General features: G+C 73.6%; 28 protein-coding genes. 20 read left to right on the top strand and 8 right to left on the bottom strand.

Translation table 11 applies throughout. From position 1 onward, the window contains the following. The first annotated feature begins 15 nt into the window (after positions 1-15). Complete coding sequence (locus tag ACU436_RS25960; RefSeq protein ID WP_459029544.1) at positions 16-2055, top strand: hypothetical protein; 2040 nt, start codon at positions 16-18, stop codon at positions 2053-2055. Between the two features lie 17 nt (positions 2056-2072). On the opposite strand, the gene ACU436_RS25955 is transcribed toward ACU436_RS25960, so the two are convergent. After that, the gene (locus ACU436_RS25955; protein WP_459029543.1) at positions 2073-2963 is read right to left on the bottom strand and encodes a Gfo/Idh/MocA family protein; all 891 of its coding nucleotides are present in this window, start codon (positions 2961-2963) and stop codon (positions 2073-2075) included. 38 nt (positions 2964-3001) lie between these two features. Here ACU436_RS25955 and ACU436_RS25950 point away from each other — a divergent pair, with 38 nt between their 5' ends. Next, a complete protein-coding gene (locus ACU436_RS25950) occupies positions 3002-3880 on the top strand; it encodes an NUDIX hydrolase (protein ID WP_459029542.1) in 879 nt (292 codons plus the stop codon). Further along, entirely contained in the window at positions 3877-4662 is a 786-nt protein-coding gene (locus ACU436_RS25945) for an MBL fold metallo-hydrolase (RefSeq protein ID WP_459029541.1), read from the top strand. Before ACU436_RS25950 ends, ACU436_RS25945 begins: the two co-directional genes overlap by 4 nt. Before the next feature lie 61 nt (positions 4663-4723). Here ACU436_RS25945 and ACU436_RS25940 read toward each other — a convergent pair whose 3' ends face one another. The 3 genes from ACU436_RS25940 to ACU436_RS25930 form a co-directional block, all read right to left on the bottom strand. Further along, complete coding sequence (locus tag ACU436_RS25940) at positions 4724-5956, bottom strand: MFS transporter (protein ID WP_459029540.1); 1233 nt, start codon at positions 5954-5956, stop codon at positions 4724-4726. A gap of 106 nt (positions 5957-6062) precedes the next feature. Continuing rightward, the gene (locus tag ACU436_RS25935; RefSeq protein ID WP_459029539.1) at positions 6063-6737 is read right to left on the bottom strand and encodes a Crp/Fnr family transcriptional regulator; all 675 of its coding nucleotides are present in this window, start codon (positions 6735-6737) and stop codon (positions 6063-6065) included. Between the two features lie 148 nt (positions 6738-6885). Further along, the gene (locus ACU436_RS25930; RefSeq protein WP_345605726.1) at positions 6886-7137 is read right to left on the bottom strand and encodes a hypothetical protein; all 252 of its coding nucleotides are present in this window, start codon (positions 7135-7137) and stop codon (positions 6886-6888) included. A 279-nt stretch (positions 7138-7416) separates the two neighbouring features. On the opposite strand from ACU436_RS25930, the gene nth reads away from it, so the two are divergent. From nth to ACU436_RS25910, 4 genes are all read left to right on the top strand, one after another. Further along, complete coding sequence (gene nth / locus ACU436_RS25925) at positions 7417-8148, top strand: endonuclease III (RefSeq protein ID WP_459029644.1); 732 nt, start codon at positions 7417-7419, stop codon at positions 8146-8148. Further along, positions 8145-8786: a TlpA family protein disulfide reductase gene (locus ACU436_RS25920; RefSeq protein ID WP_459029538.1), complete on the top strand. Its 642-nt coding sequence runs from the start codon at positions 8145-8147 to the stop codon at positions 8784-8786. Before nth ends, ACU436_RS25920 begins: the two co-directional genes overlap by 4 nt. A gap of 150 nt (positions 8787-8936) precedes the next feature. After that, complete coding sequence (locus ACU436_RS25915; protein ID WP_459029537.1) at positions 8937-9632, top strand: NUDIX hydrolase; 696 nt, start codon at positions 8937-8939, stop codon at positions 9630-9632. Between the two features lie 16 nt (positions 9633-9648). Beyond that, positions 9649-10845, top strand: a complete 1197-nt coding sequence (locus ACU436_RS25910; RefSeq protein WP_459029536.1) for a MarP family serine protease — start codon at positions 9649-9651, stop codon at positions 10843-10845. Positions 10846-11223: 378 nt separating this feature from the next. Here ACU436_RS25910 and ACU436_RS25905 read toward each other — a convergent pair whose 3' ends face one another. Continuing rightward, entirely contained in the window at positions 11224-12504 is a 1281-nt protein-coding gene (locus tag ACU436_RS25905) for an adenylosuccinate synthase (protein WP_459029535.1), read from the bottom strand. 181 nt (positions 12505-12685) lie between these two features. On the opposite strand from ACU436_RS25905, the gene ACU436_RS25900 reads away from it, so the two are divergent. The 6 genes from ACU436_RS25900 to urtE all read left to right on the top strand — a co-directional run bounded on the left by ACU436_RS25900 (position 12686) and on the right by urtE (position 18090). After that, positions 12686-13297, top strand: coding sequence for a hypothetical protein (locus ACU436_RS25900; protein ID WP_459029534.1), 612 nt, complete (start codon positions 12686-12688; stop codon positions 13295-13297). Positions 13298-13409: 112 nt separating this feature from the next. Continuing rightward, positions 13410-14669 (top strand): urea ABC transporter substrate-binding protein, encoded by a 1260-nt coding sequence (urtA, locus tag ACU436_RS25895; protein WP_459029533.1) that lies wholly within the window; start codon positions 13410-13412, stop codon positions 14667-14669. Between the two features lies 1 nt (position 14670). Beyond that, positions 14671-15555: an urea ABC transporter permease subunit UrtB gene (gene urtB, locus ACU436_RS25890; RefSeq protein WP_459029532.1), complete on the top strand. Its 885-nt coding sequence runs from the start codon at positions 14671-14673 to the stop codon at positions 15553-15555. Then, a complete protein-coding gene (urtC, locus tag ACU436_RS25885) occupies positions 15552-16625 on the top strand; it encodes an urea ABC transporter permease subunit UrtC (protein WP_459029531.1) in 1074 nt (357 codons plus the stop codon). Before urtB ends, urtC begins: the two co-directional genes overlap by 4 nt. After that, positions 16625-17398 (top strand): urea ABC transporter ATP-binding protein UrtD, encoded by a 774-nt coding sequence (gene urtD / locus ACU436_RS25880; protein WP_459029530.1) that lies wholly within the window; start codon positions 16625-16627, stop codon positions 17396-17398. Before urtC ends, urtD begins: the two co-directional genes overlap by 1 nt. Continuing rightward, positions 17398-18090, top strand: coding sequence for an urea ABC transporter ATP-binding subunit UrtE (gene urtE / locus ACU436_RS25875; RefSeq protein ID WP_459029529.1), 693 nt, complete (start codon positions 17398-17400; stop codon positions 18088-18090). The genes urtD and urtE overlap by 1 nt, the downstream gene beginning before the upstream one ends. A 6-nt stretch (positions 18091-18096) precedes the next feature. On the opposite strand, the gene ACU436_RS25870 is transcribed toward urtE, so the two are convergent. The 3 genes from ACU436_RS25870 to ACU436_RS25860 are packed head-to-tail and all read right to left on the bottom strand — an operon-like array spanning position 18097 to position 19499. After that, positions 18097-18528 carry a PIN domain-containing protein gene (locus ACU436_RS25870; RefSeq protein WP_459029528.1) on the bottom strand — a complete coding sequence of 144 codons (432 nt, stop codon included), beginning with the start codon at positions 18526-18528 and terminating at the stop codon, positions 18097-18099. Further along, complete coding sequence (locus ACU436_RS25865) at positions 18525-18734, bottom strand: type II toxin-antitoxin system VapB family antitoxin (protein ID WP_459029527.1); 210 nt, start codon at positions 18732-18734, stop codon at positions 18525-18527. The genes ACU436_RS25870 and ACU436_RS25865 overlap by 4 nt, the downstream gene beginning before the upstream one ends. Positions 18735-18788: 54 nt before the next feature. Next, positions 18789-19499: a hypothetical protein gene (locus tag ACU436_RS25860; RefSeq protein WP_459029526.1), complete on the bottom strand. Its 711-nt coding sequence runs from the start codon at positions 19497-19499 to the stop codon at positions 18789-18791. A 129-nt stretch (positions 19500-19628) separates the two neighbouring features. Between ACU436_RS25860 and ACU436_RS25855 the strand changes: the two genes are divergently transcribed. Genes ACU436_RS25855 through ACU436_RS25825 form a run of 7 tightly spaced genes read left to right on the top strand, consistent with a single transcriptional unit; the run spans position 19629 to position 24810 of the window. Further along, entirely contained in the window at positions 19629-19931 is a 303-nt protein-coding gene (locus ACU436_RS25855) for an urease subunit gamma (protein WP_459029525.1), read from the top strand. Beyond that, a complete protein-coding gene (locus ACU436_RS25850) occupies positions 19931-20257 on the top strand; it encodes an urease subunit beta (protein WP_459029524.1) in 327 nt (108 codons plus the stop codon). Before ACU436_RS25855 ends, ACU436_RS25850 begins: the two co-directional genes overlap by 1 nt. After that, a complete protein-coding gene (locus ACU436_RS25845) occupies positions 20254-21969 on the top strand; it encodes an urease subunit alpha (protein WP_459029523.1) in 1716 nt (571 codons plus the stop codon). Before ACU436_RS25850 ends, ACU436_RS25845 begins: the two co-directional genes overlap by 4 nt. Then, complete coding sequence (locus ACU436_RS25840; RefSeq protein WP_459029522.1) at positions 21969-22634, top strand: urease accessory protein UreF; 666 nt, start codon at positions 21969-21971, stop codon at positions 22632-22634. Before ACU436_RS25845 ends, ACU436_RS25840 begins: the two co-directional genes overlap by 1 nt. Beyond that, positions 22624-23325, top strand: a complete 702-nt coding sequence (gene ureG, locus ACU436_RS25835; RefSeq protein ID WP_459029521.1) for an urease accessory protein UreG — start codon at positions 22624-22626, stop codon at positions 23323-23325. The genes ACU436_RS25840 and ureG overlap by 11 nt, the downstream gene beginning before the upstream one ends. Then, a complete protein-coding gene (locus ACU436_RS25830; RefSeq protein ID WP_459029520.1) occupies positions 23325-24083 on the top strand; it encodes an urease accessory protein UreD in 759 nt (252 codons plus the stop codon). The genes ureG and ACU436_RS25830 overlap by 1 nt, the downstream gene beginning before the upstream one ends. Before the next feature lie 4 nt (positions 24084-24087). Further along, positions 24088-24810 carry a GntR family transcriptional regulator gene (locus ACU436_RS25825; protein WP_459029519.1) on the top strand — a complete coding sequence of 241 codons (723 nt, stop codon included), beginning with the start codon at positions 24088-24090 and terminating at the stop codon, positions 24808-24810. The last annotated feature ends 42 nt before the right edge of the window (positions 24811-24852 follow it).

Below are 24852 nucleotides of genomic sequence, written 5' to 3'. Positions count from 1 at the left end.
AGGGGAGGAGGCCAGGTGGAGGACCCGACGTCGGACACGACGCACGACCTGCTGCTGGCACTGGCCGGTCGGGTCGACGACGACCTGTTGCGCTGGGCCCGTGAGCTGGTCGCCCTCGGCGAGGACGCCCGCGCCGTCGAGATGCTCACCGCGAGCCTGGTCGCCGCGCGGGCGGTGCTGCCGCCGCCGGTTCGTTCCGCCCTCGTCGCGGCGGCCCAGGCCGCCCGCACCGACCTCGGGCCCGCCGCAGCGCTCCCGCCGCCCCACGCCTCCGGCCCAACCGAGCACCGGTTCGCCCCTCCCGGCGGCAACGACCCGGTCGCAGGCGCCCTGCTCGAGTTCCCCGCCCGCCCGCTCACCGGCTGCACCGTGCTGCTCGCCCGCCGCCTCACACCGGCGGGCACGGCGCCGGGGCCGCTCCCGCATCCCGTCGTTCTGGTCCGGGTGCACGACCGCACCCGCCGGGCCGAGGTGCTCGCCTACCAGCTCGCCGCCGCCCTCGAGCGGGCCGGGGCGCCCGCGTCGGTCGAGGTGCTGCCGGCCGAGGGCCCGGTTCCCGCGTACCACATCGCGGCGCTCGACGCCGCCGTGCAACTGCGGGAGGACGTCGTCGACGACCGGCCGTGGCGCCCGGCCCCCCAGGTCGAGCGGCCCGTCCCGCCGCCACAGCTCGCGCCGCCCGTGGAACGGCACGCGCTCGCCCCGCCCGTCGACCGTCCGCGCCGGTTCGCCCCCGATCCCCACCCCCTCGCACCCGAACCGCCGTCCCCGGCGCCACGGCCCGCCGGCGAGGCAGCCGAACCGTACGACGACGACCGCGCGACCGCGGAGGAGTCGGCCGCCACCACCGCGCGGCTGGAGCCCGCAGGCGCGCCGGAGCCCGAGGGGCCCGAGTCCGTCACCGCACGCCTGGCCCCCGAACCGGGACACCGGCACGACGACGAGTACGAGGACGAGGACGACGAGCAGGGCGTCGACGCCGAACTCGAGGACGACTACGAGGACGGTTACGAGGACGACGGCCGCTACGACGACGAGGACCTCGACGACCGGGTGGATGACGACCGGGTGGATGACGACGGGGTGGACGAGGACGACGAGGAGGAGGACGCCCCGGCGGCAGCCGCCGAGGAGTCGTTCCCGGAACCGCCGTCGCCGCACCCGCTCGCGGCGCCCCGGCCGCTCGCGGTGCACGACGAGTCCCGCCCGGCGCGACCGATCCCCCTTCCGTCGGCGCCACAGCCGCCTCCGCCCACGCCGCTGTCGGGGCGCTCCAACCGGCCCCACCCCACCGTCACACCGATCTCGCGGGCCACCCCGAACCCGATCCCGCTGGTCAGGCGCACCGGGCCCAACCCGATCCCGCGCCCGCAGCCGGTCACCGACGGGCGCCCGTCCCTGCGGCGGGTCGGCGACGAGCAGCACGAGGTCGAACCACCCGTCGACGAACGCTCCCAGGAGCCCCAGGAGCCGCGGCGCGACACGCCGGCCTTCGAGTCGCTGAGCGATCCGCTGAACGGGCCGCTGCACCGGCCGCTGCTCGCACCGCTACTGGACCCCACTCGTCCGGAGGACGACCCCCTCGGCCCCGGCGACCGGCGCCCCGCCGCCGACCGTCGGCCCGAACCGGCCCCTCCCCAGGACGACGAGTGGTCGCAGGAGTGGCTCTCCGGCACCTGGGCGATGGCGCCCTCGGCATTCGACGAGCAGCCGGAGCCGGAGCCCGTCGAGGACGTCGAGCCCGGTCGCCCCGCGCCGCGGCCGGTGCCCCGGCACCGCTTCCCCGACGACCCGGCTCAGAACGGCTCCGCCACCTCCCGTGAGGAGGCGGAGGACACCGGCGACGAGCCGCCCGAACGAGACGACGAGGACCGCGAGGAGTTCGGGCTGCGCCCCGATTCGATCGCCCGGCTGAGCGACGCCGACCGCCGGCTGCTGGCCCGCCTGCAGGCCGAGCTCCTCGAGGGCCGCCGGCAGCGGATCGGCCGCCGCATCACCAACGGGGCCCCCACCAACGGCAGCCACCGCGGCTCGCCCCCCGACTACGCCGGCTGACGCGCAGCGCGGACGGGTCAGTCCACCGCCGCGCGGACGGCGGCCACCAGCTCCTGCAGGCGCAGGCCGCGCGTGACGTCGAGCGCGGGCGGCGGGCCGGAGCCGTCGACGGCGGCCACGAGCTCGTCGAGCAGCGCGGCGTAGCAGGTGGGCGCGTCGGCGCCGCGGCCGGCGAGCCGGTGGCGTCCGGCGCCGCCGAACACCGTGAACTCGATCTCCGACGGGTCGACGGGCACGCGCATCGACAACGTCACGGTGCTCTGCGCCCCGCCGGAGTGCAGGAGCCCGAAACGCCAGATGTCGGGCTCGTCGTACCGCGCCCACGGCACCTCGACGACCGGCCCGACGGCGGCGTCGAGGAGGTCGATCACGTGGGGACCGAGGTCCGACAGCGCACCCCCCTCGGCGCGCCACGACGACGTGCAGTACGGCCCGCCCAGCAGCGAGCCCGAGATCCAGCTCGCCGACGCGACGGTGTCCGGTCCGGCCGGCTCCGGCGGCATCTCGGCGAGCCAGTCCTGCACTGCGGGCGCGTGCCGCATGGTCAGCACCATCGTCGAGTACACCCCGGTGCGCTCGACCGCGCCGGCGACCGCGCGGGCCTCCCCGACCGTGCCCGCGAGCGGCTTCTCGCAGATCAGGTGCTTGCCCGCGGCCGCGGCGAAGGGCGCTATCCGGCCCTGCACCCGCGGCGGCACGGCGAAGGCGACCGCGTCCACGGCGTCGAACAGCACCTCGATGTCGTCGTAGCACCGGACGCCGTACTCGTCGGCGAGCTCGGCCGCGACCTCCGGCCTGCGCGTCCAGACGGCCGCGAGCTCGGTGCCGGGATGGGCCGCGAGGCCCGGTCCGTGCACCGAACGGGCCCACGGGCCGCCACCGACCAGACCCACCCGCAGCCGATCCATGGCGCACATCCTCCCGCGACGCCAACTAGCCTCCGCTCATGCCCTCCGCACCGGTGGTCCCGCGTCCGGCCGCGACCGTACTGCTGGTGCGGGACCATCCACGCCCGCGGCACGGACGCAGCCCGCTGCAGGTCTTCCTCCAGCGACGGGTCACGGGGATGCCGTTCGCGGGCGGGATGACCGTGTTCCCCGGCGGCGGGGTCGACGCCACCGACCGCGCGGACCCCGCCCGCTGGGCCGGTCCGGAGCCGCGCTGGTGGGCCGAACGGTTCGGGGTCGACGTCGACCTCGCCGGTGCCCTCGTGCACGCCGCGGTCCGCGAGACCTTCGAGGAGTGCGGCGTACTCCTCGCCGGGCCGGGCACACCGGCCGACCTGCAGCAGCACCGGTCCGACGTCGTCGCCCACCGCCTGTCGTTCAGCGAGATGCTGGCCGCCACCGGCCTGGTGCTGCGCGCCGACCTGCTGCAGCCCTGGGCGCGTTGGATCACGCCGCAGGGCTCGCCCCGGCGCTACGACACCGCGTTCTTCGTCGCGCTGGTACCGGACGGGCAGGAGGCGGACGCGCACACCACCGAGGCCGTCGAGGCCCTCTGGTGGCATCCCGACGAGGCACTCGAACGCTGGGAGGAAGACGAGATGGGGTTGATGGCACCGACGGCGCGCACCCTGCAGGAGATCGCCGGGCTCGGCGAGAGCGCCGCCGTGCTCGCCGCCGCGGCGGAGCGGACGATCCGACCGATCGTGCCCACGGTGCGCAGGGACGGCGGCCGGCTCGTCGCCGTGCTGCCCGACGACACCGAGGTCCCCGCGGCCGGCTTCCCGGGCCGGCCCGCAATGAGCGAGCTTGCGAGCGAATCACCGGCACAGCGGCCTGGGCGAATGCCCGCGACGAGCGCCAGCGAGGAGCTTGCATGAGCCTCGCGTACGGCGTGCTGCGGCCGGTGACCCCGCTGGCGTCGGTGCTGCTCGCCGAGAACCCCTCCCCGATGACGCTCGACGGCACGAACACGTGGGTGCTGCGGGCGCCGGGCGAGGAGGCGTGTGTGGTGGTCGACCCCGGTGAGGAGGACGAGGAGCACCTGCAGCGGGTGGCCGCGCAGGGCCCGGTCGAGCTGGTGCTGCTCACCCACCGCCACCACGACCACGCCGGCGGTGCCCGTCGGTTCGCCGAGCTCACGGGCGCGCCGGTGCGGGCCCTCGACCGCACGCTCGTGCTCGGGTCGGAGGCGCTCGGCGACGGTGACGTCGTGGCGGCCGCGGGCGTCGAGCTGCGGGTGGTCGCCACGCCCGGCCACACGTCGGACTCGCTGTCGTTCCTGCTCGCCGGTCCGGGCGCCGCCCCGGCCGTGCTCACCGGCGACACCATCCTCGGCCGCGGTACCACGGTGATCGCCCACCCGGACGGCGCGCTCGGGCCCTACCTCGACTCGCTGCGCCGGCTGATCGAGCTCGCTCCCGCCACCGCGGTGCTACCCGGCCACGGCCCCGAACTCCCCGACGCGCACACCGTCGCCACCGCGTACCTCGCCCACCGGGAGGAGCGGCTGGAGCAGGTGCGGGAGGCGCTGGCCCGGCTCGGCCCGGACACCACCCCTCGCCAGGTCGTGGAGGTGGTCTACGCGGACGTCGACCGGGTGCTCTGGCCCGCGGCCGAGCTCTCGGTGCGGGCCCAGCTGGACCACCTCCGCAAGGCCTGACCCCGTTGCAGGAAAGCCACTTTTCATGCAGCGAGATGGCATGAAAGTGGCTCTGCTGCAATCACGGGACCGGCGCCGGCGCCTGCTGCGGCAGGAGGGTCGCCCGGCGCAGCCACAGCACCGCCGCCAGCGCCACACCCGCCACGCCACCGGACACGAAGGACGCGGGCGGGCCGAACGTCTCCACGACGATCCCGGCGCTGGACTGGCCGGTGGCGATGCCGAGGGTGGCGGCCGTGATCACCCATCCGAACGCCTCGGCGGCCGTGCCGGGCGGGGCCGCGATGTCGACCGCGAGGGAGTGCCCGGTGACCTGTGGGGTGATCAGCGCCCCGGACAGGATCATCGTGATCACGAGCACCGCCATCGAGCCGGTGGGCCCGACGAACGCCATCGCGGCGACGAGCACGGCGAAGCCGCCGAGGAGCGCCGGCATCCGCAGGTGCATCGGGCGCGGCCAGGGGCGCATCCCGTAGAGCACGCCGGCGAGCACGGAGGAGATCGACCACGCCGACAGGAGCACGCCACCGAGGGTGGGTGATCCGGCTGCCGCGGTGACCGCGGGCACGCCGACCTCCACCGACCCGATGACCAGCCCGAACCCGAGGGCCGCCACGGCCACCGTGCGCATCCCGGGTTGGGCGAGCGCGCCCAGCAGGGAGACGCCCGCGTGAGCGGGTGCGCGGCCGACTCCGCGGGCCGGGCGGCTCACCGCGAACCCGCCGGCCCCGAGCGCCATCGCGGTGCCGGCGACGACGAGGCCGAGGCCCGGCCACGGTGCCGCCACGAGGAACGCGGCGATCGCCGGCCCGAGGATGAAGAAGACCTCCAGGCTGATGGCCTCGTACGTCAGGGCGGCCGACCGGGTGGGCCCCGCGGGGACGAGCCGGGTCCACAGCGACCGGGACGCGCCCTCCAGCGCCGGCCGGACGATCCCCGCGACGGTCGCCAACGCGACCAGCACGGGCAGCGGCTGCCCGGCCTCGACGGCCGCCACCAGGGCGGCGACGGCCAGGACGAACGCCGCGACGATCAGGAGCAGCGGCCGGCTCGGGCCCAGCCGGTCGATCACCCTGCCCTGGGCGACGGAGCCCGCGGCGACGCCGATCATCTGCCCCGCGGACACCAGCCCGGCGGCGGCGAACGAACCGGTCTCGCGCTGGACGTACAGCAGCGTCGCCAGGGGCAGCATCGCGATCGGGAACCGGCCGACGGCGGAGGCGAGGACCGGAACCGCCGCACCGGGCGCGGTGAGGGCGGCCCGGTAGTCGGCGAGCGACGCTGAGGACGACATGGGCCCAGGGTCGCACAATCTGGTACGGCCGTACCAATACTTTCGCCCGGCATGACCCGAACGGCACCGCCGAAGCGGTGCCGTTCACAAGGTGAGGTTGCGGTCGTTACCGGGCGCGGCGCGCGAGCCGCTCGGGCTCGAGGATCAGCACGCTCTTGCCCTCCAGGCGCAGCCAGCCGCGGTGCGCGAAGTCGGCGAGGGCCTTGTTGACGGTCTCCCGGCTCGCCCCGACGAGCTGGGCGATCTCCTCCTGCGTGAGGTCGTGCGTGACGCGCAGCAGCCCGGACTCCTGCGAGCCGAACTGGCGCGCGAGCTGCAGCAGCGCCTTCGCGACGCGCCCCGGGACGTCGGTGAAGATGAGGTCGGCGAGCGCGTTGTTGGTGCGCCGCAGCCGCCGGGCGATGACGCGCAGCAACTGCTCCGCGATCTCCGGTCGCTTGCCGATCCACTCCCGCAGGGCCGCCCGGTCCATGGTGAAGGCCCGGACCTCGGTGACCGTGGTGGCCGACGACGTGCGCGGCCCCGGGTCGAAGATGGACAGCTCGCCGAACATGTCCGAGGGACCGGCCACCATCAGCAGGTTCTCCCGGCCGTCCGGGGACTTGCGCCCGATCTTGACCTTGCCGCTGGCCACGATGTAGAGCCGGTCGCCCGGCTCGCCCTCGGCGAAGATCACGTGCCCGCGCGGGAAGTCCGCGGGCTCGAGCGCCTGGGCCAGCGCTTCGGCCGCGTGGGGCTCAACACCCTGGAAAATCCCTGCGCGGATCAGTACGTCGTCCACTGGTTCGCTCCTCGTCCCAGGCCGCTGCCCCGCGGCCGGATCACCGGCCGGTCAGTCTAGGGGTTGCGCGCACCCTGTGTGACGCCGTAGCCGTCGAATTCCCTGCCCGACCGGGCGAGTTTCACCCGGTCTCGCGCCCGTGGACCCGTCAAGCCGCTTTGTCGCGCCGGGCCGACTTGCGACCACGGGAGCCACGGTTGCGCAGACGGAAGAGCTCGAGCGCTCGGCTCGACCCTTGCCGGAAGAGGGCGCGGACCTCGTCCGGCCGAGGCCGTTCGAGGAGCTCTTCGACCTCTTCAGGGCGCACGGTGGTTTCCCGCAGCCGGGACTCCACGCGCTCCATGCCGAGGGCGAAGAACATCACCAGCAGCGGTACGAGTACGGACAACCAGGCAGTCATGTCGAGGTCGATCGTCTCGCATCGAGCGCGGCGACTCGCGCCGGGGGTCGACGAGTTCCCATCCCGTTACGGTTTCGTGACGCGAGCCGCCACCCTCCGTGACCGTCCCGACGCCGGCATCACGGGATGTCGGATGCCTTCCGTAGGCTCGTCCCCGTGACCATCGCCTCCCGGAGCACGCCCGCAGCGCCCCCCGCGACGGCACGCAGCGCGGCCCGGCTCGCCAAGCGGGTCGCCGCGGGGGAGCCCGCCCTCGGCCGGTCCCGGCGGGTGGGCCGCATGCTGCGCATGCTGGCCGCCACCCACCCCGACGCCCACTGCGAGCTCGACTTCACCACGCCGCTCGAGCTCGCGGTGGCCACCATCCTGTCCGCGCAGTCCACCGACAAGCTGGTCAACTCCGTCACACCGGCGCTGTTCCGGCGCTACCCCACGGCGCTCGACTACGCACAGGCCGACCGCGCCGAGCTCGAGGAGATGATCCACAGCACCGGCTTCTTCCGGAACAAGGCCAACTCGCTCATGGGGATGGGCCGCACCGTCGTCGAGAAGCACGACGGTGCGCTGCCGCGCACGCTGGAGGAGCTGGTGGCGCTGCCGGGGATCGGCCGCAAGACCGCCAACGTCATCCTCGGCAACGCCTTCGGCACCCCCGGCATCACCGTCGACACCCACTTCGGCCGCCTGGTGCGGCGCTGGGGATGGACGAGCGAGGAGGACCCGGTCAAGGTCGAGCACGCGATCGGCGCGCTCGTGCCCAAGCGGGACTGGACGATGGTGTCCCACTACGTGATCTTCCACGGGCGCCGGGTCTGCCACGCCCGCAAGCCCGCGTGCGGCGCGTGCTCGCTCTCCGCCGACTGCCCCGCCTACGGCGCTGGCCCCACCGACCCGGGGCAGGCCGCCGCACTTGTCAAGGGCCCGTCGCGCACCCACCTGCTCGCCATGGTCGGCATCCCCGACGACGAGGCGCCCCCCGCATCCGGCGGTGAGGACGCCGACGCCCCGTGAGCCGCGAGCTCCGGGTGCGCCGTTCGGAGGTCGTCGCCACGCTGCTGGTCGCGCTGCTCGCGGCCGTCGCGGTGTTCACGTTGTGGCCGCGCGATCGCGCACCGGATGCGCCGGCGGCCCGCGGGACGGTGGAGCAGGCGCAGGTCTCCGATGCCGACCTCGCCGCGGCGCGAGCGAACGCGGGGTCCATCCCGTGCCCCACCCCCACCGGCGGTGCCCCGGCGGGTCCGCTCGCCGGGGTGGCGGCCCCGTGCCTGGGCGCCCCCGGCTCCGTCGACGTCGGAGCGGCGCTCGCGGGCGGTCCGGCGCTGGTCAACGTCTGGGCGTCCTGGTGCGCGCCCTGCCGGGAGGAGCTGCCGGCCATCGCCGAGTACGCGGCCCGTCCGGGAGCGGTCCCGGTGCTCACCGTCGACACCCGCGACGACCCGCGTGCCGCGCTGTCGCTGCTCGCCGAGCTCGGGGTGCGGCTGCCGGCGGTCATCGACGCGGACGGCGCCCTGCGCGCCGCGCTCCAGGTGCCCCCCGCACTGCCCGCGTCGTACGTCGTGCGCAGTGACGGCACGGTCGCCCGGGTCGACCCGCCCACCCCGTTCCGCACCGCCGACGAGGTCGCCGCCGCGGTGGAGCGGCTCTCGTGAGCGAGCTTGCGAGCGAACCGATCGGCACAGCAGCCCCGCGAACGCGGCCGACGAGCGTCAGCGAGGAGGACTCGTGAGCGAGCTTGCGAGCGAACCGATCGGCACAGCAGCCCCGCGAACGCGGCCGACGAGCGTCAGCGAGGAGGTCTCGTGAGCGAATTGCTGCAACCCGAGCAGGCTCCGCGGTGGCTGCGGCCGCTGCTGTCCGGTGTCCGCGGGGTCGACGCCACCGAGCTGGTCCGACACCGGATGTCGCCGCCGGACAGTGGGCGCCGCGCGTCCGTGCTGGTGCTCTTCGGCGAGGATGCCCGCCGCGGCCCGGACGTGCTGCTCGTCGAGCGCGCCAGCACGCTGCGCGAGCACGCCGGACAGGTCGCCTTCCCCGGCGGTGGTGCCGAGGCCGGCGACCACGACGCGGTGGCCACGGCCTTGCGCGAGGCGGAGGAGGAAGCCGGGGTCGAGCCCGACGGGGTGGTGCCGCTCGCGCTGCTCCCCGACCTGTTCGTACCGCCGTCCGGGTTCATCGTCACGCCCGTGCTCGCACACTGGACGCGGCCGGTGGCGGTGCACGCGGTCGACCCGCGGGAAACGGCCAGCGTGGTGCGGGTGCCCCTTTCCGACCTCGCGGATCCGGCTCGCCGGATTCGCGTCCGTCACTCGTCCGGGTTCCTCGGCCCCGCTTTCGTCACGGCGGGGTTGCTCGTGTGGGGTTTCACGGGGGGCCTATTGTCCGCGCTGTTGGATAGGGGCGGATGGGCGCGTCCGTGGGACACCACTCGGGTGATGGACCTGGACGCAGCGTGGTCGGCGGCCCGTGCCGGTCGGCAGGAGGTCGCAGGATCGTGAGGGTGGGGGCGGCGACGTGAGCTGGGTTGATCTCGTCGTCGTCCTACTAGCTCTGATCGCCGCCGTCTCGGGGTGGCGCCACGGCATGGCCGTGGCGCTGCTGTCGTTCGTCGGCGTGCTCACCGGCGCGGTGCTCGGCGTCCGGCTGGCGCCGCTGCTCGCGGCGGGCGTCGAGGCGCCCACCACGCGCGTGATCGTCAGCATCGTCGTGGTGGTGATGCTGGTGGCGCTCGGCGAGACCACCGGCGTGTTCTTCGGCAGGCGGATCCGCGACCGCATCACCGGGCAGCGTTCGCTGCAGGTCGACTCCACGCTGGGCTCGGTGCTGCAGGCGATCACGGTCGTGGTGGCGGCCTGGCTCGTCGCCCTCCCGCTCGCCTCGGCCAGCTTTCCCGGCCTCGCCGCCGGCGTGCGCGGCTCCGAGGTCCTGCGCGCCGTCGACAACGTGATGCCCGAGGCGGCCAAGGCGCTCCCCGAGGAGCTGCGCCAGCTGCTCAACAACTCGGGCTTCCCGGACGTCCTGAGCCCGTTCGCGGAGACCCCGATCACCGAGGTCGGCGTGCCCGACGCCGCGCTCGCGCAGAGCCCGATCGTCGCCGACGTGGCGAGCAGCGTGCTCAAGGTCCGCGGCCGGGCGCCGTCGTGTGCTCGGCAGCTCGAGGGCACCGGGTTCGTGATCGCGCCGGAGCTCGTGCTGACCAACGCCCACGTCGTCGCGGGTACGGCCGAGACCGGCGTGGAGGTCGTCGGCAGGCGCGGCCGGGTGCGGGAGCTCGACGCCGAGGTGGTGCTCTACGACCCCGCGGTGGACGTCGCCGTGCTCCGCGTGCCCGACCTCGACGCCGACCCCCTCGACTTCGATGCCCAGGCCGCCGTCGCGGGTGACGACGCGATCATCGTCGGCTACCCGCTCGACGGCCCGTACACGGCCACTGCCGCGAAGGTCCGGTCGATGATCAGGCTCAAGGGCCCGGACATCTACGACGACGGCGAGGTCACCCGCGAGGTGTACACGGTGCGCGCGGTGGTCCGCTCCGGCAACTCCGGCGGCCCGATGATCGCACCGGACGGCCGCGTGATCGGCGTCGTGTTCGGGGCCGCGCTCGACGACCAGGAGACCGGCTTCGTCCTCACCGTCGATCAGGTGTCCGGTGCGGTGCAGGCGGCCAACAGCCTGCGCCGCGAGGTCGACACGGGCAACTGCGCCGCCTGACCGGGGGCCCGCACACCAACTCCGTCGCTCACACACCAACTGCAGTTGGTGTGTCGACGCGCAAGTTGGTGTGTGAGCTGAGCGGACCCGTCACCCGGCTCGCACGGGTACTCACGCACCGCCGATCGGTGCAACGTCTGGAGGTGTTCGGCCGATTCACCCCCCGTGACCCGCGCCGGATCTCGATCAGATGCCGCTCTGGGGTCGGCCACACCGCTGCTGGCGGGGGCGGTCGCCGCGGCGTCGGGCGTGATGTTGCTCGGCTGGCCGCACCGGCCACCACTGCCCGGGCAGGCGGGAGTGGTGGCCGCTGCGGTGCTGGCCGCGGTGGCGGTCCTGTTGCTGTTCGCCCCGGCCCTGCAGCCGCGGCGAGGGGCGTCAGAACTCGCGGGTGATCGTCTGCTCGCGGCCGGGGCCCACGCCGATCGCGCTCACCGCAGCGCCGGTCAGCTCCTCGATCCGCTGAACATAGGCCTGCGCGTTTGCCGGCAGGTCGTCGAACGTCCGGCAGTCCGAGAGGTCCTCGAACCAGCCGGGGAGCTCCTCGTAGACCGGCAGGGCGTGGTGGACGTCGGTCTGGGTCATCGGCATGTCGTCGACCCGGCGCCCGTCGACCTCGTAGGCGACGCAGATCGGCACCGTCTCGAGCCCGGAGAGCACGTCGAGCTTGGTGAGGAAGAAGTCGGTGATGCCGTTGACGCGGACGGCGTACCGGCCGATGACCGCGTCGAACCAGCCGCAGCGGCGCGCCCGGCCGGTGGTGACCCCGACCTCGCCGCCCGCCTTGCGCAGGTGCTCGCCCATCGCGTCGAGCAGCTCGGTGGGGAACGGGCCGGAGCCGACGCGGGTGGTGTAGGCCTTGAGGATCCCGATCACCCTGGTGATCTTGTTGGGCCCGATGCCGGAACCGACGGCGGCGCCGCCGGCCGTCGGGTTCGAGCTGGTGACGAAGGGGTACGTGCCGTGGTCGACGTCGAGCAGGGTGCCCTGCGATCCCTCGAGTAGCACGGTCTCGCCTGCCTCGAGGGCCTTGTTGAGCAGCAGGCGCGTGTCGGCGATCCGGTCGGCGAACTTGCGCGCGTGCGCGAGGACGGTGTCCACGACCTGGTCGACCTGGAGCGCGCGCCGGTTGTAGACCTTCACCAGCACCTGGTTCTTGTAGTCGAGGGCCGCCTCGACCTTCTGGTGCAGGATCTTCTCGTCGAGCACGTCCGCCACGCGCACGCCGACGCGGGCCACCTTGTCCTGGTAGGCGGGGCCGATCCCGCGTCCCGTGGTACCGATCTTGGCCTTGCCGAGGAACCGCTCGGTGACCTTGTCGATCGCCACGTGGTACGGCATGATCAAGTGCGCATCCGCGCTGATCAGAAGGTCGCTCGTGTCCACGCCTCGCGCCTCGAGTCCCGAGAGCTCGTCGAGCAGCACACCGGGGTCCACGACCACGCCGTTGCCGATCACGTTCTTGACGCCTGGCGTGAGGATCCCGGACGGGATGAGGTGCAGGGCGAAGTCCTGGCCGTTCGGCAGCACCACGGTGTGGCCGGCGTTGTTGCCGCCCTGGTAACGAACCACCCACTGGACCTGACCACCCAGGAGGTCGGTGGCCTTGCCCTTGCCCTCGTCGCCCCATTGGGCGCCGATCAGCACGATCGCCGGCATGTGAAACTCCAGTCCTGGCCGCGCCTCGTCCGCGGCGGGGGAGGGTAACCGATCAGTGAGCCCGATCGATTCGGAAGTGGTGCTGCTGACCTGCTCCGACGAGGGGCAGGGCCGGCGGCTCCCCGTGCACGGTAGTCGCCCGGGTGGTCCCCTCGCTGCACTGGCGGCGGTAGCCCACTCGGTGTCACTGCCCGCTCGCCCCGGGCGCACGGACGTCGACCCCGTTCTGAGGGAGCACGCCCCGCGGCGCCTGGTCGTCGCGGGGACCGACGCCGATCTCGCCGCCGTGCTCCTGCGGCTCCTGCGCACCGAACGGCTCGACGTCGAGGTCGCCTACCTGCCGGCGCGGCGCTCGCCCGCCACCGCGGCGTGGGGCGTGCCCACCGGGGCCGCGGCTGCGACGCTGGCCGTGGCCGGGAAGGCCTCGTCCGTGCCGCTCGTGCGCGACGACACGGGCGGCGTGCTCGTGGGCCGCGGCGAGATCCGCGACGTCCGCGGCGAGTGCTACTGCGACGAGACGCTCGTGCTGCGCGGCCACGCCCGCAGGCTCGTCGTCACCGCCGGCCCGCAGGGGATCGCCGTGCGAGCGGGCTGGAGCGGCCGCGCACCGGACGGGCGGATGCGCCCGGTGCCCGTCCGCGCACCCCGGGGCGCCGGTTCGGCGCTGGGCCGGGCCGTCCAGGTGGGCTGCGAGCCGGCGGTCGTCGTGGCCGACGGGGTGCCCCATCCGCGTCCGGTCCCGCGGAGGACCTGGTACCGGCACACGGAGGGCTGGCTGCTCGTCCGCCCCTGAACGGCACGGTCGGTGAGGGCCAGGACACATCGTGTTCACCTGATCAGATCACGGGCGAAACATCGCGTTCCTACGTTCGGCCGAGGCCCGTCGTCCTCGGAAAGGTTCGCCCGTGACCACCTCTCGATCTCGCCGAGCCATCGGGGCCGCCGCCCTGCTGGCGACCGGCCTGATGCTGTCCGCCTGCGGAGCCCGCGTCGATGCCGCCGGACCCGCGGGTGCGGCAGCACCGCCGTCCTGCGTCGACACGTCGGGCAGCGAGATCAAGATCGGGTTCCTGAACTCGCGCTCCGGAACGATGGCGATCAGCGAGAACACCGTCTTCGACTCGCTCTCGCTCGCCGCGGAGCAGATCAACGCGGTGGGCGGGGTGCTGGGCAAGCGGCTGTCGGTCGTGGCGGAGGACGGCGCGTCCGAGCCCACGATCTTCGCCGAGAAGGCGCAGAAGCTGATCCGCAGCGACTGCACGGCCGCGGTGTTCGGCGGCTGGACCTCATCGTCGCGCAAGGCGATGCTGCCGGTGTTCGAGAGCAACGACTCGCTGCTGTTCTACCCGGTGCAGTACGAGGGCCTGGAGTCGTCGCCGAACATCTTCTACACGGGCGCCACCACCAACCAGCAGATCGTCCCGGCGCTGGACTACCTGAAGGAACAGGGCGTCACGAGCCTGTTCCTCGTGGGCAGCGACTACGTCTTCCCGCAGACCGCCAACAAGATCATCAAGGCGTACGCGGCGGCGAACGGCATCGAGGTCAAGGGCGAGGAGTACGCCCCGCTCGGCCACACCGACTTCGCCACGATCGTCGCCAAGGTCCGGGACGCGGGTGCGGGCGCGGTGTTCAACACCCTCAACGGCGACTCGAACGTCGCGTTCTTCAAGGAGTACCGCAACCTCGGCCTGACGCCGGACGCGATGCCGGTGATCAGCGTGTCCATCGCCGAGGAGGAGGTCGGTGGCATCGGCGTGGACAACATCGTGGGCCAGCCGGTGGCCTGGAACTACTACCAGACCATCGACACGCCCGCGAACCAGCGGTTCGTCGAGGCCTTCAAGGCGGAGTACGGGGCGAACCGCGTGACGTCCGACCCGATGGAGGCGGCGTACACGTCGCTGTGGCTGTGGAAGGGCATGGTCGAGAAGGCCGGCTCGTTCGACGTCGCGGCGGTGCAGGCGGCGGCGGGCGGCGTCAGCTATGACGCCCCCGAGGGCACGGTCACGGTGAACGGCGAGAACCACCACATCGCCAAGACGGCCCTCATCGGCAAGGTCGGCGCGGACGGCCTCATCCACACCGAGTGGTCGTCGGGCGAGCCGATCGAACCCGACCCGTACCTGAAGACGTACCCGTGGGCCGGCGGGCTGGCGGACTGACGTGGACGTCCTCGTCACGCAGGTCTTCAACGGCCTGTCCGGCGGCTCGATCCTGCTGCTCGCGGCGCTCGGTCTCGCGCTCACGTTCGGCCAGATGGGCGTGATCAACATGGCGCACGGCGAGTTCATCATGGCCGGCGCCTACACCGCCTACGTCACGCAGAACGTCCTGGGCGCGGCCGGGCTGTCACTCCTGGTGTCGCTGCCGATCGCGTTCGCGGTGGGCGGCGTGCTCGGGGTGGTGCTCGAGGCCGCGCTGCTGCGCCGGATGTACCACCGGCCGCTGGACACCCTGCTCGTCACCTGGGGTGTCTCGCTGGTGTTGCAGCAGCTCGCCCGGGACGTCTTCGGCACCGCCGGTGTCGACGTGCCGGCGCCGGACTGGCTCTCCGGGCCGGTCGAGGTGCTCGGGTTCTCGTTCCCGCGCACCCGGCTGTTCATCCTGCTGCTCGCGGTCGCGGCGTTCCTCGCGCTCGCCGCGGCGCTGCGCTGGACCGCGCTCGGGCGGCGGATCCGCGCCACCGTGCAGAACCGGCCGCTCGCGGAGACCTCCGGGATCTCCACCCGCGCCACCGACCGGATCACCTTCTTCATCGGGTCCGGGCTGGCCGGCGTCGCGGGGGTGGCGCTCGCGCTGATGGGCTCGATCTCGCCCAACCTCGGCACGTCCTACATCGTCGACGCGTTCCTCGTGGTGGTCGTCGGCGGGATCGGCCAGATCAGGGGCGCGGTGATCGCCGCGTTCCTGCTCGGCGTGGCGCAGAGCTGGATCGAGTACTCCACCACCGCGTCGATCGCGAAGGTGCTGGTGTTCGCGTTGATCGTCGCGTTCCTGCAGGTCCGGCCGCAGGGGATCTTCACGGTGCGCACGAGGAGCCTCGCATGAACCGACGCTGGGCCGTGCCCGCCGCGTTCGCCGCCGCCGCGGTGCTGCTGTTCGCGGTGGCCCCGCTCGCGCTCTCGCCCTTCCGGCTCGACCAGCTCGGCCGCTTCCTCTGCTTCGCGATCGTCGCGGTCGGGATCGGGCTGGCGTGGGGCCGGGGCGGGATGCTGACGCTCGGCCAGGGCGTGTTCTTCGGGATGGGCGCCTACCTGATGGCGATGCACCTGAAGCTCGCCGACGCGGGCCCGGGCGGCACGCCCGACTTCATGGCGCTGATCTCGTCGGACGACGTGCCGTGGTGGTGGGAGCCGTTCCGCTCCGAGATCGTCACGCTGCTCGCGATCCTGCTGCTGCCCGCGGCCGTCGCCGCGGTCCTCGGGCTCGCGACGTTCCGGCGCAGGGTGCGCGGGGCGTACTTCGCGATCCTGTCCCAGGCCCTCGCCGCGGCGTTCGCGATCCTGCTGATCGGCAACCCGACGGGCACCGGCGGCTCCACCGGCCTGTCCGGCTTCCGCGGCTTCTTCGGGTTCGCGCTCTCCGACCCGGCCAACCGCCTCGTGCTGTTCTTCACGGCCGCGGGCGTCCTGCTGCTGGTGCTCGCGCTGGCCCGCCAGCTCATGGTGAGCCGCTACGGCGAGCTGCTCGTGGCCTGCCGCGACGCCGAGGAGCGGGTGCGGTTCCTCGGCTACGACCCGGCGAACGTCAAGACCGTCGCGTTCGTGGTGGCGGCCTTCATGGCCGGGATCGCCGGGGCGCTGTTCGTGCCGATCGTCGGCATCGTCTCGCCCAACGACGTCGGCATCGTGCCGTCGATCGGGATGCTGATCGGGGTCGCCATCGGCGGGCGCACCACGCTGTTCGGGCCGGCGCTCGGCGCGATCGCGGTGGCGTGGGCGGGCAGCGCGCTGTCGGAGCAGTTCCCGTCGGGCTGGACCTACGCGCAGGGCCTGCTGTTCATGCTCGTGATCGCCTTCCTGCCCGGCGGCCTGGCGTCGCTGGCCTGGCGGCGGACGAGGGCGAGCGCACCCGCACCGTCCGCGCAACCCGTTCCAGCTCCCTCGGGAGGGAACTGATGCAGCAGGATTATCTCGAGATCTCGGGGCTCACCGTCAGCTTCGACGGGTTCGTGGCCGTCGACGGCGTCGACCTCTCCGTGCTGCCCGGCGACCTGCGGTTCCTCATCGGGCCCAACGGCGCCGGCAAGACCACCCTCATCGACGCCGTGTCCGGGCTCGCGCCCGCCACCGGCTCGGTCCGGTACGGCGGGCACGAGCTCACCGGCCGCAAGGTGCACCGGATCGCCCGGCTCGGCGTGGGGCGGACGTTCCAGACCGCCACGGTGTTCGAAGAGCTGACGGTGCTCCAGAACCTCGACATCGCCGCCGGCCACCGCCGCCGCCCGCTCACGCTCGTGCGGCGCAGGCCGGGCATCCCCGAGGAGGTCGAACGCACCATGGAGACGGTCGGGCTCACCGAGCTGGTGGACGCGCCGGCGGGCGTGCTCGCCCACGGCCAGAAGCAGTGGCTCGAGATCGGCATGCTGCTCGTGCAGGACGCCCGGCTGCTCATGCTCGACGAGCCGGTGGCCGGCATGAGCGCGGAGGAGAAGGACGAGACGGGGCGGCTCCTGCAGCGCATCGGCGCCGACCGCACGGTCGTGGTGGTGGAGCACGACATGGACTTCATGCGTTCCTTCGCGGGCTCCGTCACCGTGCTGCACGCCGGGAAGGTGCTCGCCGAGGGCAGCGTCGGCGAGGTGCAGGCCGATCCCCGTGTGCAGGAGGTCTACCTCGGGCCGGGCCACCACTCGCGGGCCGAGGTCGAGACCGTGCTCGGGGAGGTCTGATGCTCACCTTGGAAGGCGTCGAGGTCGGCTACGGCCGGACCTCGGTGATCCACGGCGTCTCGATCGAAGTCCCCACGGACGGTGTGGTGGCCGTGATGGGCCACAACGGCGCCGGCAAGACCACGCTGCTGCGAGCCGCGGTCGGGCTGCTGCCCACCCGGGCGGGCCGGGTCCTGCTGGACGGCGAGGACGTCACGGGCACTCAGCCGCACCAGCGGGTGCGCCGCGGCCTCGCATACGTGCCGCAGGGCCAGCAGTCGTTCGGGCAGCTCACAACCCTGGAGAACCTGCAGGTCGTGGCCGACACGAAACCGGGCGGCGCCGGCCTGATCGACGAGGCCCTCGACCTGTTCCCCGCGCTGAAAGAGCTCCTCGGCCGGCGCGCCGGGTTGCTGTCGGGCGGCCAGCGCCAGCAGCTCGCCATCGCCCGCGCCCTGATCACGCAGCCGCGGATGCTCGTCCTCGACGAGCCGACCGAGGGCATCCAGCCGTCCGTCGTGGCCGAGATCGAGGCGGCCGTCCGCGCGCTCACCCGCCGCGGCGGGCTGTCGGTGCTGCTCGTCGAGCAGCACGTCGGCTTCGCCCTGGACGCCGCGGGCCATTACTACGTGCTCGCCTCGGGCCGGGTGACGGCGGAGGGCCGCGGAGGCGCGGGCTCGGTCACCGACGTTCGGTCGGCGATGGCGATCTGACGGGGATCAATCAACGCTCCCTCGCGGTACGACCCACACCTGTGGTTGGCCGGTCGTCGCCGCGATGTGCTCGAAGTCCGCGTCGTAGTGCAGCAGCACCGCGCCGTGGAACTCGGCAACGGCGGCCGTGAGCAGGTCGATGACCCCGGCTGCACGATGGTGACCGCGGGCCGCCATCCGGACCTGGACGTCCCGGGCACGCTCGGCGATCACTTCGGTGATCGGCAGGAGCACGTACTGCTCGCGCCGGCGCTGGGCGATCGTTCGCACGTCAGTTTCGTTCCGGCCGGAGTACCCGGCCTCCAGGTCCACCGTGACGCACGTGGCTGCGGCGCGATCGGCGAGGAGCCCGGCGATCACCTGACGAACCGAGGGGTGGCGGACGTGCGCGAGCGCGGACGTGTCGACGAGGTAGAGCCGTCCCGGTATCGCCGTCACCTGCGCGCCTGGCGCATGACCTCAGGGTCTCCGATGTCCGGACCCGTGCCCAGCGCATAGGGGTCGTCGAGCAGGGCTTCGATCCGCCGCCTGCGCTCGACGACGAACCTCAGCGCCGCGTTCACGGTGTCCTTCTTCGTGGTGGTACCGAGCTCCTTGGCCGCAAGATCGACGGCGTCGTCGTCGAGGTCGATCATCGTCTTCATATAGATAAGAGTATTGCTGGAGCAGTGCATGTAGCAATACTCGGCTCGATCGCCCTACCCGACGACCGACCTGATGAGGTCGCGCACCGGGCCGGCGTCGATCCCGCGGTTCTCCAGCTCCTGGACGATGGCGTCGGCGACCGCGGCCGCACCCTGCGCCGCGACCTCGGGACCCGCCTGCGCGATCTCGCTCTCGACGTTCTGCCGCAGCACCGAGCCGCCGTACCAGAGGCCCAGCACGAGTGCGGCGACCGGCAGCAGCAGCGACGCGGCGAGGCCGAGCCCCGCGAGCGCCTTCGGCCGGGCGATCACGAGGGCGATCACGGCGAGCACGAAGACCACGAGGGCGCCGAACAGCACCCCGACCAGGCTCATCGCCTGGCCCCCGACGCCGCCGAGCGCGTCACCGGAGGTGACGCGGACCGACGAGAGCATCTGGTAGGTCAGGTAGTAGATCAGCGCGGCCGCGGCGAGTGCCAGGAGCACCACCAGGCCGGAGAAGATCTGCCCCCTCCTGCGCGGGCGGTCGGAGTCGTAGTCGTCGTAGTCGTCGACCGGGGGCCGGGACCTGCGCGTCGGGTTCCGGGGAACCTCCGCCCGCACCGTGGGGATCGGTGTGGTGGCGAGGAACGCCGTCCGGTCCTGGTACGCCGGGGGCGGGACGGGCGGGCGATGGCCGGCAGGGTGGGGAGCCGTCGGGTGGGGAGCAGACGGTCGTGGAGCCGCATCGAAGCGTGGCGGGCCCCACTGGGCTGGCTCGCTCATCAAGGCACCATCTCACGATCAGGTGAGGCCCGCCCGATGCGGTCGCATGCGCTGCGTCACCCACCGAGGTGCGAGCGGCGAAACATGATCGAAGCATCCGAGTAACAAACCGCGGTGAGGATGGCGGGCATGCACCTGAGCCCCCAGGAGCGCGACAAGCTGCTCGTCCACGTCGCGGCCGACGTCGCCCGGTCCCGCAAGGAACGGGGTCTGCGGATGAACCACCCCGAGGCCGTTGCGCTGATCACCGATCACGTGCTGGAAGGCGCGCGCGACGGGCGCACCGTCGGGGAGCTCATGTCGAGCGGACGAGAAGTGCTCTCGAGGGACGACGTGCTCGACGGCGTGGGCGAGATGCTCGACTCGGTGCAGGTCGAGGCCACCTTCCCGGACGGCACGAAGCTCGTCACCGTCCACAGCCCGATCGTCTGATGGTCCCCGGCGAGGTGCTCCCCGGCGACGAGCCGGTGGACCTGAACCCGGGCCGCGAGCGCACGGCGCTCGTGGTCACCAACACCGCCGACCGGCCGGTGCAGGTCGGCTCGCACTACCACTTCGCCGCCGTGAACCCCGGTCTCGAGTTCGACCGCGCCGCGGCGTGGGGCCGGCACCTCGACATCCCCGCCGGCACGTCCGTGCGGTTCGAGCCGGGCGTCGAGCGGGAGGTCGTGCTCGTGCCGCTGGCCGGCGCGCGGCGGGTGCCCGGCCTGCGGCCCGAGTACTCCGGCGCCCTCGACGAGCGGGACCCGGCGTCATGACCTCGATCGAGCGCGGCCGCTACGTCGACCTCTTCGGCCCGACCGCGGGCGACCGCATCCGGCTGGCCGACACCAACCTTCTCGTCGAGGTGACGGAGGACCGCAGCCGCGGGCCCGCGTCCGGCGACGAGGTGCTGTTCGGCGGCGGCAAGGTGATCCGCGAGTCGATGGGCCAGTCCACCCGCACGAGCGCAGGCGGCGCCCCGGACCTCGTGATCACCGGCGCCGTCGTCCTCGACCACTGGGGGGTGGTCAAGGCCGACGTCGGCGTCCGCGACGGGCGGATCGTCGGCATCGGCAAGGCCGGCAACCCCGACACGATGGACGGTGTCGACGACGCGCTGGTCATCGGCCCGTCCACCGAGGTGGTCTCCGGGAACGGGAAGATCCTCACCGCCGGCGGGATCGACTGCCACGTCCACTTCATCACCCCCGGGCTGGTCGACACCGCGCTCGCCGCCGGGCTCACGACCCTCGCCGGCGGCGGCACCGGCCCGGCCGAGGGCACCAAGGCGACCACCGTCACGCCCGGGCCGCGCGCGATCGGCCGGATGCTGCAGGCGATGGACCACCTCCCGATCAACGTGCTGCTCATGGGGAAGGGCAACACCACCAGCGCCGACGCACTGTGGGAACAGCTGCGGGCCGGCGCGGGCGGGTTCAAGCTGCACGAGGACTGGGGCACCACGCCCGCCGCGATCGACGCCTGCCTGCGGGTCGCCGACGCGTCCGGAGTGCAGGTGGCGATCCACACCGACACGCTCAACGAGGCCGGCTTCCTCGCCTCGACCCTCGCCGCGATCGCGGGTCGCTCGATCAACGCCTTCCACACCGAGGGCGCCGGGGGTGGGCACGCGCCGGACATCATCGAGGTGGTCGCCCGGGCCAACGTGCTGCCGTCGTCGACGAACCCGACGCGGCCGCACACCGTAAACACGATCGACGAGCACCTCGACATGCTCATGGTCTGCCACCACCTCAACCCCGCGGTGCCCGAGGACCTCGCCTTCGCCGAGAGCCGCATCCGGCCCAGCACGATCGCGGCCGAGGACCACCTCCACGACATGGGCGCGATCTCGATGATGAGCTCGGACTCCCAGGCCATGGGCCGCATCGGCGAGGTGATCATCCGGACCTGGCAGACCGCGCACGTCATGAAGGCCACCCGCGGCGCGTTGCCCGGCGACGGCCGGGCCGACAACCTGCGCGCCCGGCGCTACGTCGCGAAGTACACGATCAACCCGGCGCTGGCGCACGGCATGGCCGACGAGATCGGCTCGGTCGAGGTGGGCAAGCTCGCCGACCTCGTCCTGTGGGAGCCGAAGTTCTTCGGCGTGCGCCCGGAGCTGGTGCTCAAGGGCGGGTTCATCGCGTGGGCGCAGATGGGCGACGCGAACGCCTCGATCCCCACCCCGCAACCGGTGCTGCCGCGCCCGATGTTCGGGGCCGCACCCCTGGTGGCCGCGGAGACCAGCCGGAACTTCGTCGCCGCCGCCGCGCTCGACGCCGGGCTCGACCACCTGCGCCTGTCCAAGCCCGCGCTCGCGGTGGCCGACACCCGCTCCGTGTCCAAGGCGGACATGATCGCCAACGACGCCACCCCGGACGTGCGGGTCGACCCGGACTCGTTCGCCGTACGCATCGACGGCGAGCTGGTCGAGCCCGCCCCGGTGTCCGAGCTTCCGATGGCACAGCGCTACTTCCTCTTCTGATGCCCTCGCTCGCCGCCCTCACCCTCGCCGACGCCCGGTTCCCCGGGGGCGGGCACGTGCACTCCGGTGGGCTCGAGGAAGCCGTGGCGCGCGGGCTGGTCACGGGCGTCGCCGACCTCGCGCCGTTCCTGCACGGGCGGCTGCGCACGGCGGGGCTGGTCGCCGCCGCGTTCGCCGCGGCCGCCGTCGCCACCGAAGCGCCGTTCGCCGTGCTGGACGCGGAGCTGGACGCCCGCACGCCTGCCGCCGCCCAGCGCGACGCGTCCCGGGCCCAGGGCCGGGCGGCCCTGCGCGCCGCCCGGGCCGCGTGGCCGTCGCCCGTGTTGGACGTTCTCGTGGCCGCGAACCCCCGCCCGCACCACCCGCTGCTGGTCGGCGCCGTGATCGGGATCGACGGCGGCAGCCCGGCCGAGGCCGCGCAGTGCGCGGCCTACCTCGCCGTGAGCGGGCCGGCGTCGGCCGCCGTGCGGCTGCTCGGGCTGGACCCGTTCGCCGTCAACGCCACGGTCGTCGCGCTGCGACCGGTGCTCGACGCGGTCGTCGCCGAGGCCGCACCGCCGCGCCCGCCCGAGCTGCTGCCCGCACCCGGCGCACCCGGCCTCGACCTCATGGCCCAGGCCCACGTCCACCACCACCGGGAGCAGGTGCGTCTCTTTGTCAGCTAGCCACGGGCACGGTCATCTGATCAGCTTCGACCCCACGGAATCCGAGCCCGACCAGCACATCCCGGTCGCGCCGCGCGGTCGCGCCGTGCGGATCGGCATCGGCGGGCCCGTCGGCAGCGGCAAGACCGCGCTGGTGGCGGCGCTGGCCCGCACGCTGGGCGAGCGGCTGCGCCTCGCGGTCGTGACCAACGACATCTACACCACCGAGGACGCCGACTTCCTGCGCCGGAACGCGGTGCTCGCGCCCGAGCGGGTCGAGGCCGTGCAGACCGGCTGCTGCCCGCACACCGCGATCCGGGACGACATCACCGCCAACCTCGACGCCATCGAGCTGCTCGAGGAGCGGTTCGGCGACCTCGACCTGGTGCTCGTCGAGAGCGGCGGCGACAACCTCACCGCGGTGTTCAGCCGAGGGCTGGTGGACCGCCAGATCTTCGTGGTGGACGTGGCGGGTGGCGACAAGGTGCCGCGCAAGGGCGGGCCCGGCGTCACCACCGCCGACCTGCTCGTGATCAACAAGATCGACCTCGCCCCACTCGTCGGGGCGGACCTGGACGTCATGACGTCGGACGCGCACCGGATGCGCGGCGACCTGCCCGTGCTCGCGCAGTCGCTGGTGGCCGACCCGGCCGCCACGGACGTCGCCGGGTGGGTGGTCGCGCAGGTCGGGGCCGTCCGCGCGGCGGCCTAGTGCGGGCGCGGGCGCGGATCGTCGTCGAGCGGGGGCCCGACGGGCGCTGCGTGGTGCGGGAGCTGCGCGCGCAGCCGCCGCTGGCGCTGCTGCCCCAGCGGGGAGCCGCGGCCGCGTGCTCGCCGGCCGCCACCGTCCACATGGTCGGCTCGGCCACGAGCCCGCTCGGCGGCGACGACGTGGGGCTCGACGTCGAGGTCGGGCCGGGCGCCGACCTCGTGCTCACCGGGGTGGCCGCCACGCTGGCGCTGCCCGGGCCGGCCGGCCGGCCCAGCCGGCTCGTGGTCCGGCTCGGGGTGGCCGACGGGGCCCGGCTGCAGTTCCTCCCCGAGCCGACGGTGGTCACGCGGCGGGCCGACCACCACGGCGAGCTGCACGTCGAGCTCGGCGCGGGGTCGCGGCTGCGATACCGGGAGGTGCTCGTGGCGGGCCGCAGCGGGGAGCCGTCCGGGCGGTTCCACGGGCTCGTCCGCGTGCAGGACGGGACGCGGCCGCTCCTCGTCCAGGAGCAGGAGCTGGGCGATGCCGGCCTGCAGGCGTCGGCCGCCCACCTGGCGGGGCACCGGGTGCTGGGCACCGAGGTGCTCGTCTGGGGCGCGGACCCGACCGGCGCCGTCGCCGGTGACTGCTGGTCGCTCAGCCCGCTGCCGGGCCGGGGCTGCCTCGCCACGGCCGTCGGTGGTGACGCCGTGTCCGCGCAGCGCGCGCTGGCCGACGCCGTGGCCGCCCACCCGGGGTGGTCGGCGGCCGTACGGTGACGTCGTGACCGGATACGGGCAACGTCCCCGGCGCAAGCTGCCCGAGGAGGCCTCCGCGTTCGTCGCGGCGTTGACCCGTTCCCGGCGCGCCGGCGTCCCGGAGGCGGTGCTGGGCGAGCTGCGCCGGGTGATCCTCGCGGGCGACGCCCCTCCCGGCCTCGCGATCCCCAGCGACGAGGTGGCCGCGCTGTTCGAGGTCAGCGTGATCCCGGTGCGCGAGGCGCTGAAGACGCTGGTCGGCGAGGGCCTGGTGGAGCACCGCAGGCGCGGCGGCTACACCGTGGCGTGCCTGACCCCGGCCGAGCTCGACGAGCTGTACGTGGTGCGCGGCGTCCTGGAGCAGGCCGCGCTGGCCGCCGCCGTCGCACAGGCGGAAGGCGAGGACCACGCACGGGCGCGGGACGCCCACGACGCGCTCGCCGCGGCGGTGGAGGACGGCGACGGGCGGCGCTACAACCGGGAGAGCCGCCGGTTCCACCTCGCGCTGGTGGCGCCGGCCGGGATGCACCGGCTGCAGGCGATGCTGGAGTCGGCGTGGAACCTCACCGAGCCTTACCAGCCGATGGCGCAGGTGCCGCTCGCCGAGCGCCGCGCCCTGCACGCCGAGCACGCACGGATGCTGGCGGCGTTCGTGGCACGCGACGCCGCGGCCCTGCGGGAGCAGGCCACGCGCCACCACGAGCACCTGCGCACGACGATCTCCACACACGCCCCGGATCCGCCGTAGCCGAACGGTTCAAGGGCCGGCCGCCAATTATAAGTTGAGATT

Source organism: Pseudonocardia wallangbongensis (assembly GCF_054486945.1).
This window is presented reverse-complemented; position numbering and strand designations above follow the sequence as displayed.

What these genes read in the sequence shown, in the direction of transcription:
- ACU436_RS25955 (WP_459029543.1), bottom strand. Translation starts at nt 2,963, where the DNA reads ATGGATCGGCTGCGGGTGGGTCTGGTCGGTGGCGGCCCGTGGGCCCGT.
- ACU436_RS25950 (WP_459029542.1), top strand. Translation starts at nt 3,002, where the DNA reads ATGCCCTCCGCACCGGTGGTCCCGCGTCCGGCCGCGACCGTACTGCTG.
- ACU436_RS25945 (WP_459029541.1), top strand. Translation starts at nt 3,877, where the DNA reads ATGAGCCTCGCGTACGGCGTGCTGCGGCCGGTGACCCCGCTGGCGTCG.
- ACU436_RS25940 (WP_459029540.1), bottom strand. Translation starts at nt 5,956, where the DNA reads ATGTCGTCCTCAGCGTCGCTCGCCGACTACCGGGCCGCCCTCACCGCG.
- ACU436_RS25930 (WP_345605726.1), bottom strand. Translation starts at nt 7,137, where the DNA reads ATGACTGCCTGGTTGTCCGTACTCGTACCGCTGCTGGTGATGTTCTTC.
- nth (WP_459029644.1), top strand. Translation starts at nt 7,417, where the DNA reads ATGCTGCGCATGCTGGCCGCCACCCACCCCGACGCCCACTGCGAGCTC.
- ACU436_RS25905 (WP_459029535.1), bottom strand. Translation starts at nt 12,504, where the DNA reads ATGCCGGCGATCGTGCTGATCGGCGCCCAATGGGGCGACGAGGGCAAG.
- urtC (WP_459029531.1), top strand. Translation starts at nt 15,552, where the DNA reads ATGAACCGACGCTGGGCCGTGCCCGCCGCGTTCGCCGCCGCCGCGGTG.
- urtD (WP_459029530.1), top strand. Translation starts at nt 16,625, where the DNA reads ATGCAGCAGGATTATCTCGAGATCTCGGGGCTCACCGTCAGCTTCGAC.
- urtE (WP_459029529.1), top strand. Translation starts at nt 17,398, where the DNA reads ATGCTCACCTTGGAAGGCGTCGAGGTCGGCTACGGCCGGACCTCGGTG.
- ACU436_RS25865 (WP_459029527.1), bottom strand. Translation starts at nt 18,734, where the DNA reads ATGAAGACGATGATCGACCTCGACGACGACGCCGTCGATCTTGCGGCC.
- ACU436_RS25860 (WP_459029526.1), bottom strand. Translation starts at nt 19,499, where the DNA reads ATGAGCGAGCCAGCCCAGTGGGGCCCGCCACGCTTCGATGCGGCTCCA.
- ACU436_RS25855 (WP_459029525.1), top strand. Translation starts at nt 19,629, where the DNA reads ATGCACCTGAGCCCCCAGGAGCGCGACAAGCTGCTCGTCCACGTCGCG.
- ACU436_RS25850 (WP_459029524.1), top strand. Translation starts at nt 19,931, where the DNA reads ATGGTCCCCGGCGAGGTGCTCCCCGGCGACGAGCCGGTGGACCTGAAC.
- ACU436_RS25845 (WP_459029523.1), top strand. Translation starts at nt 20,254, where the DNA reads ATGACCTCGATCGAGCGCGGCCGCTACGTCGACCTCTTCGGCCCGACC.
- ACU436_RS25840 (WP_459029522.1), top strand. Translation starts at nt 21,969, where the DNA reads ATGCCCTCGCTCGCCGCCCTCACCCTCGCCGACGCCCGGTTCCCCGGG.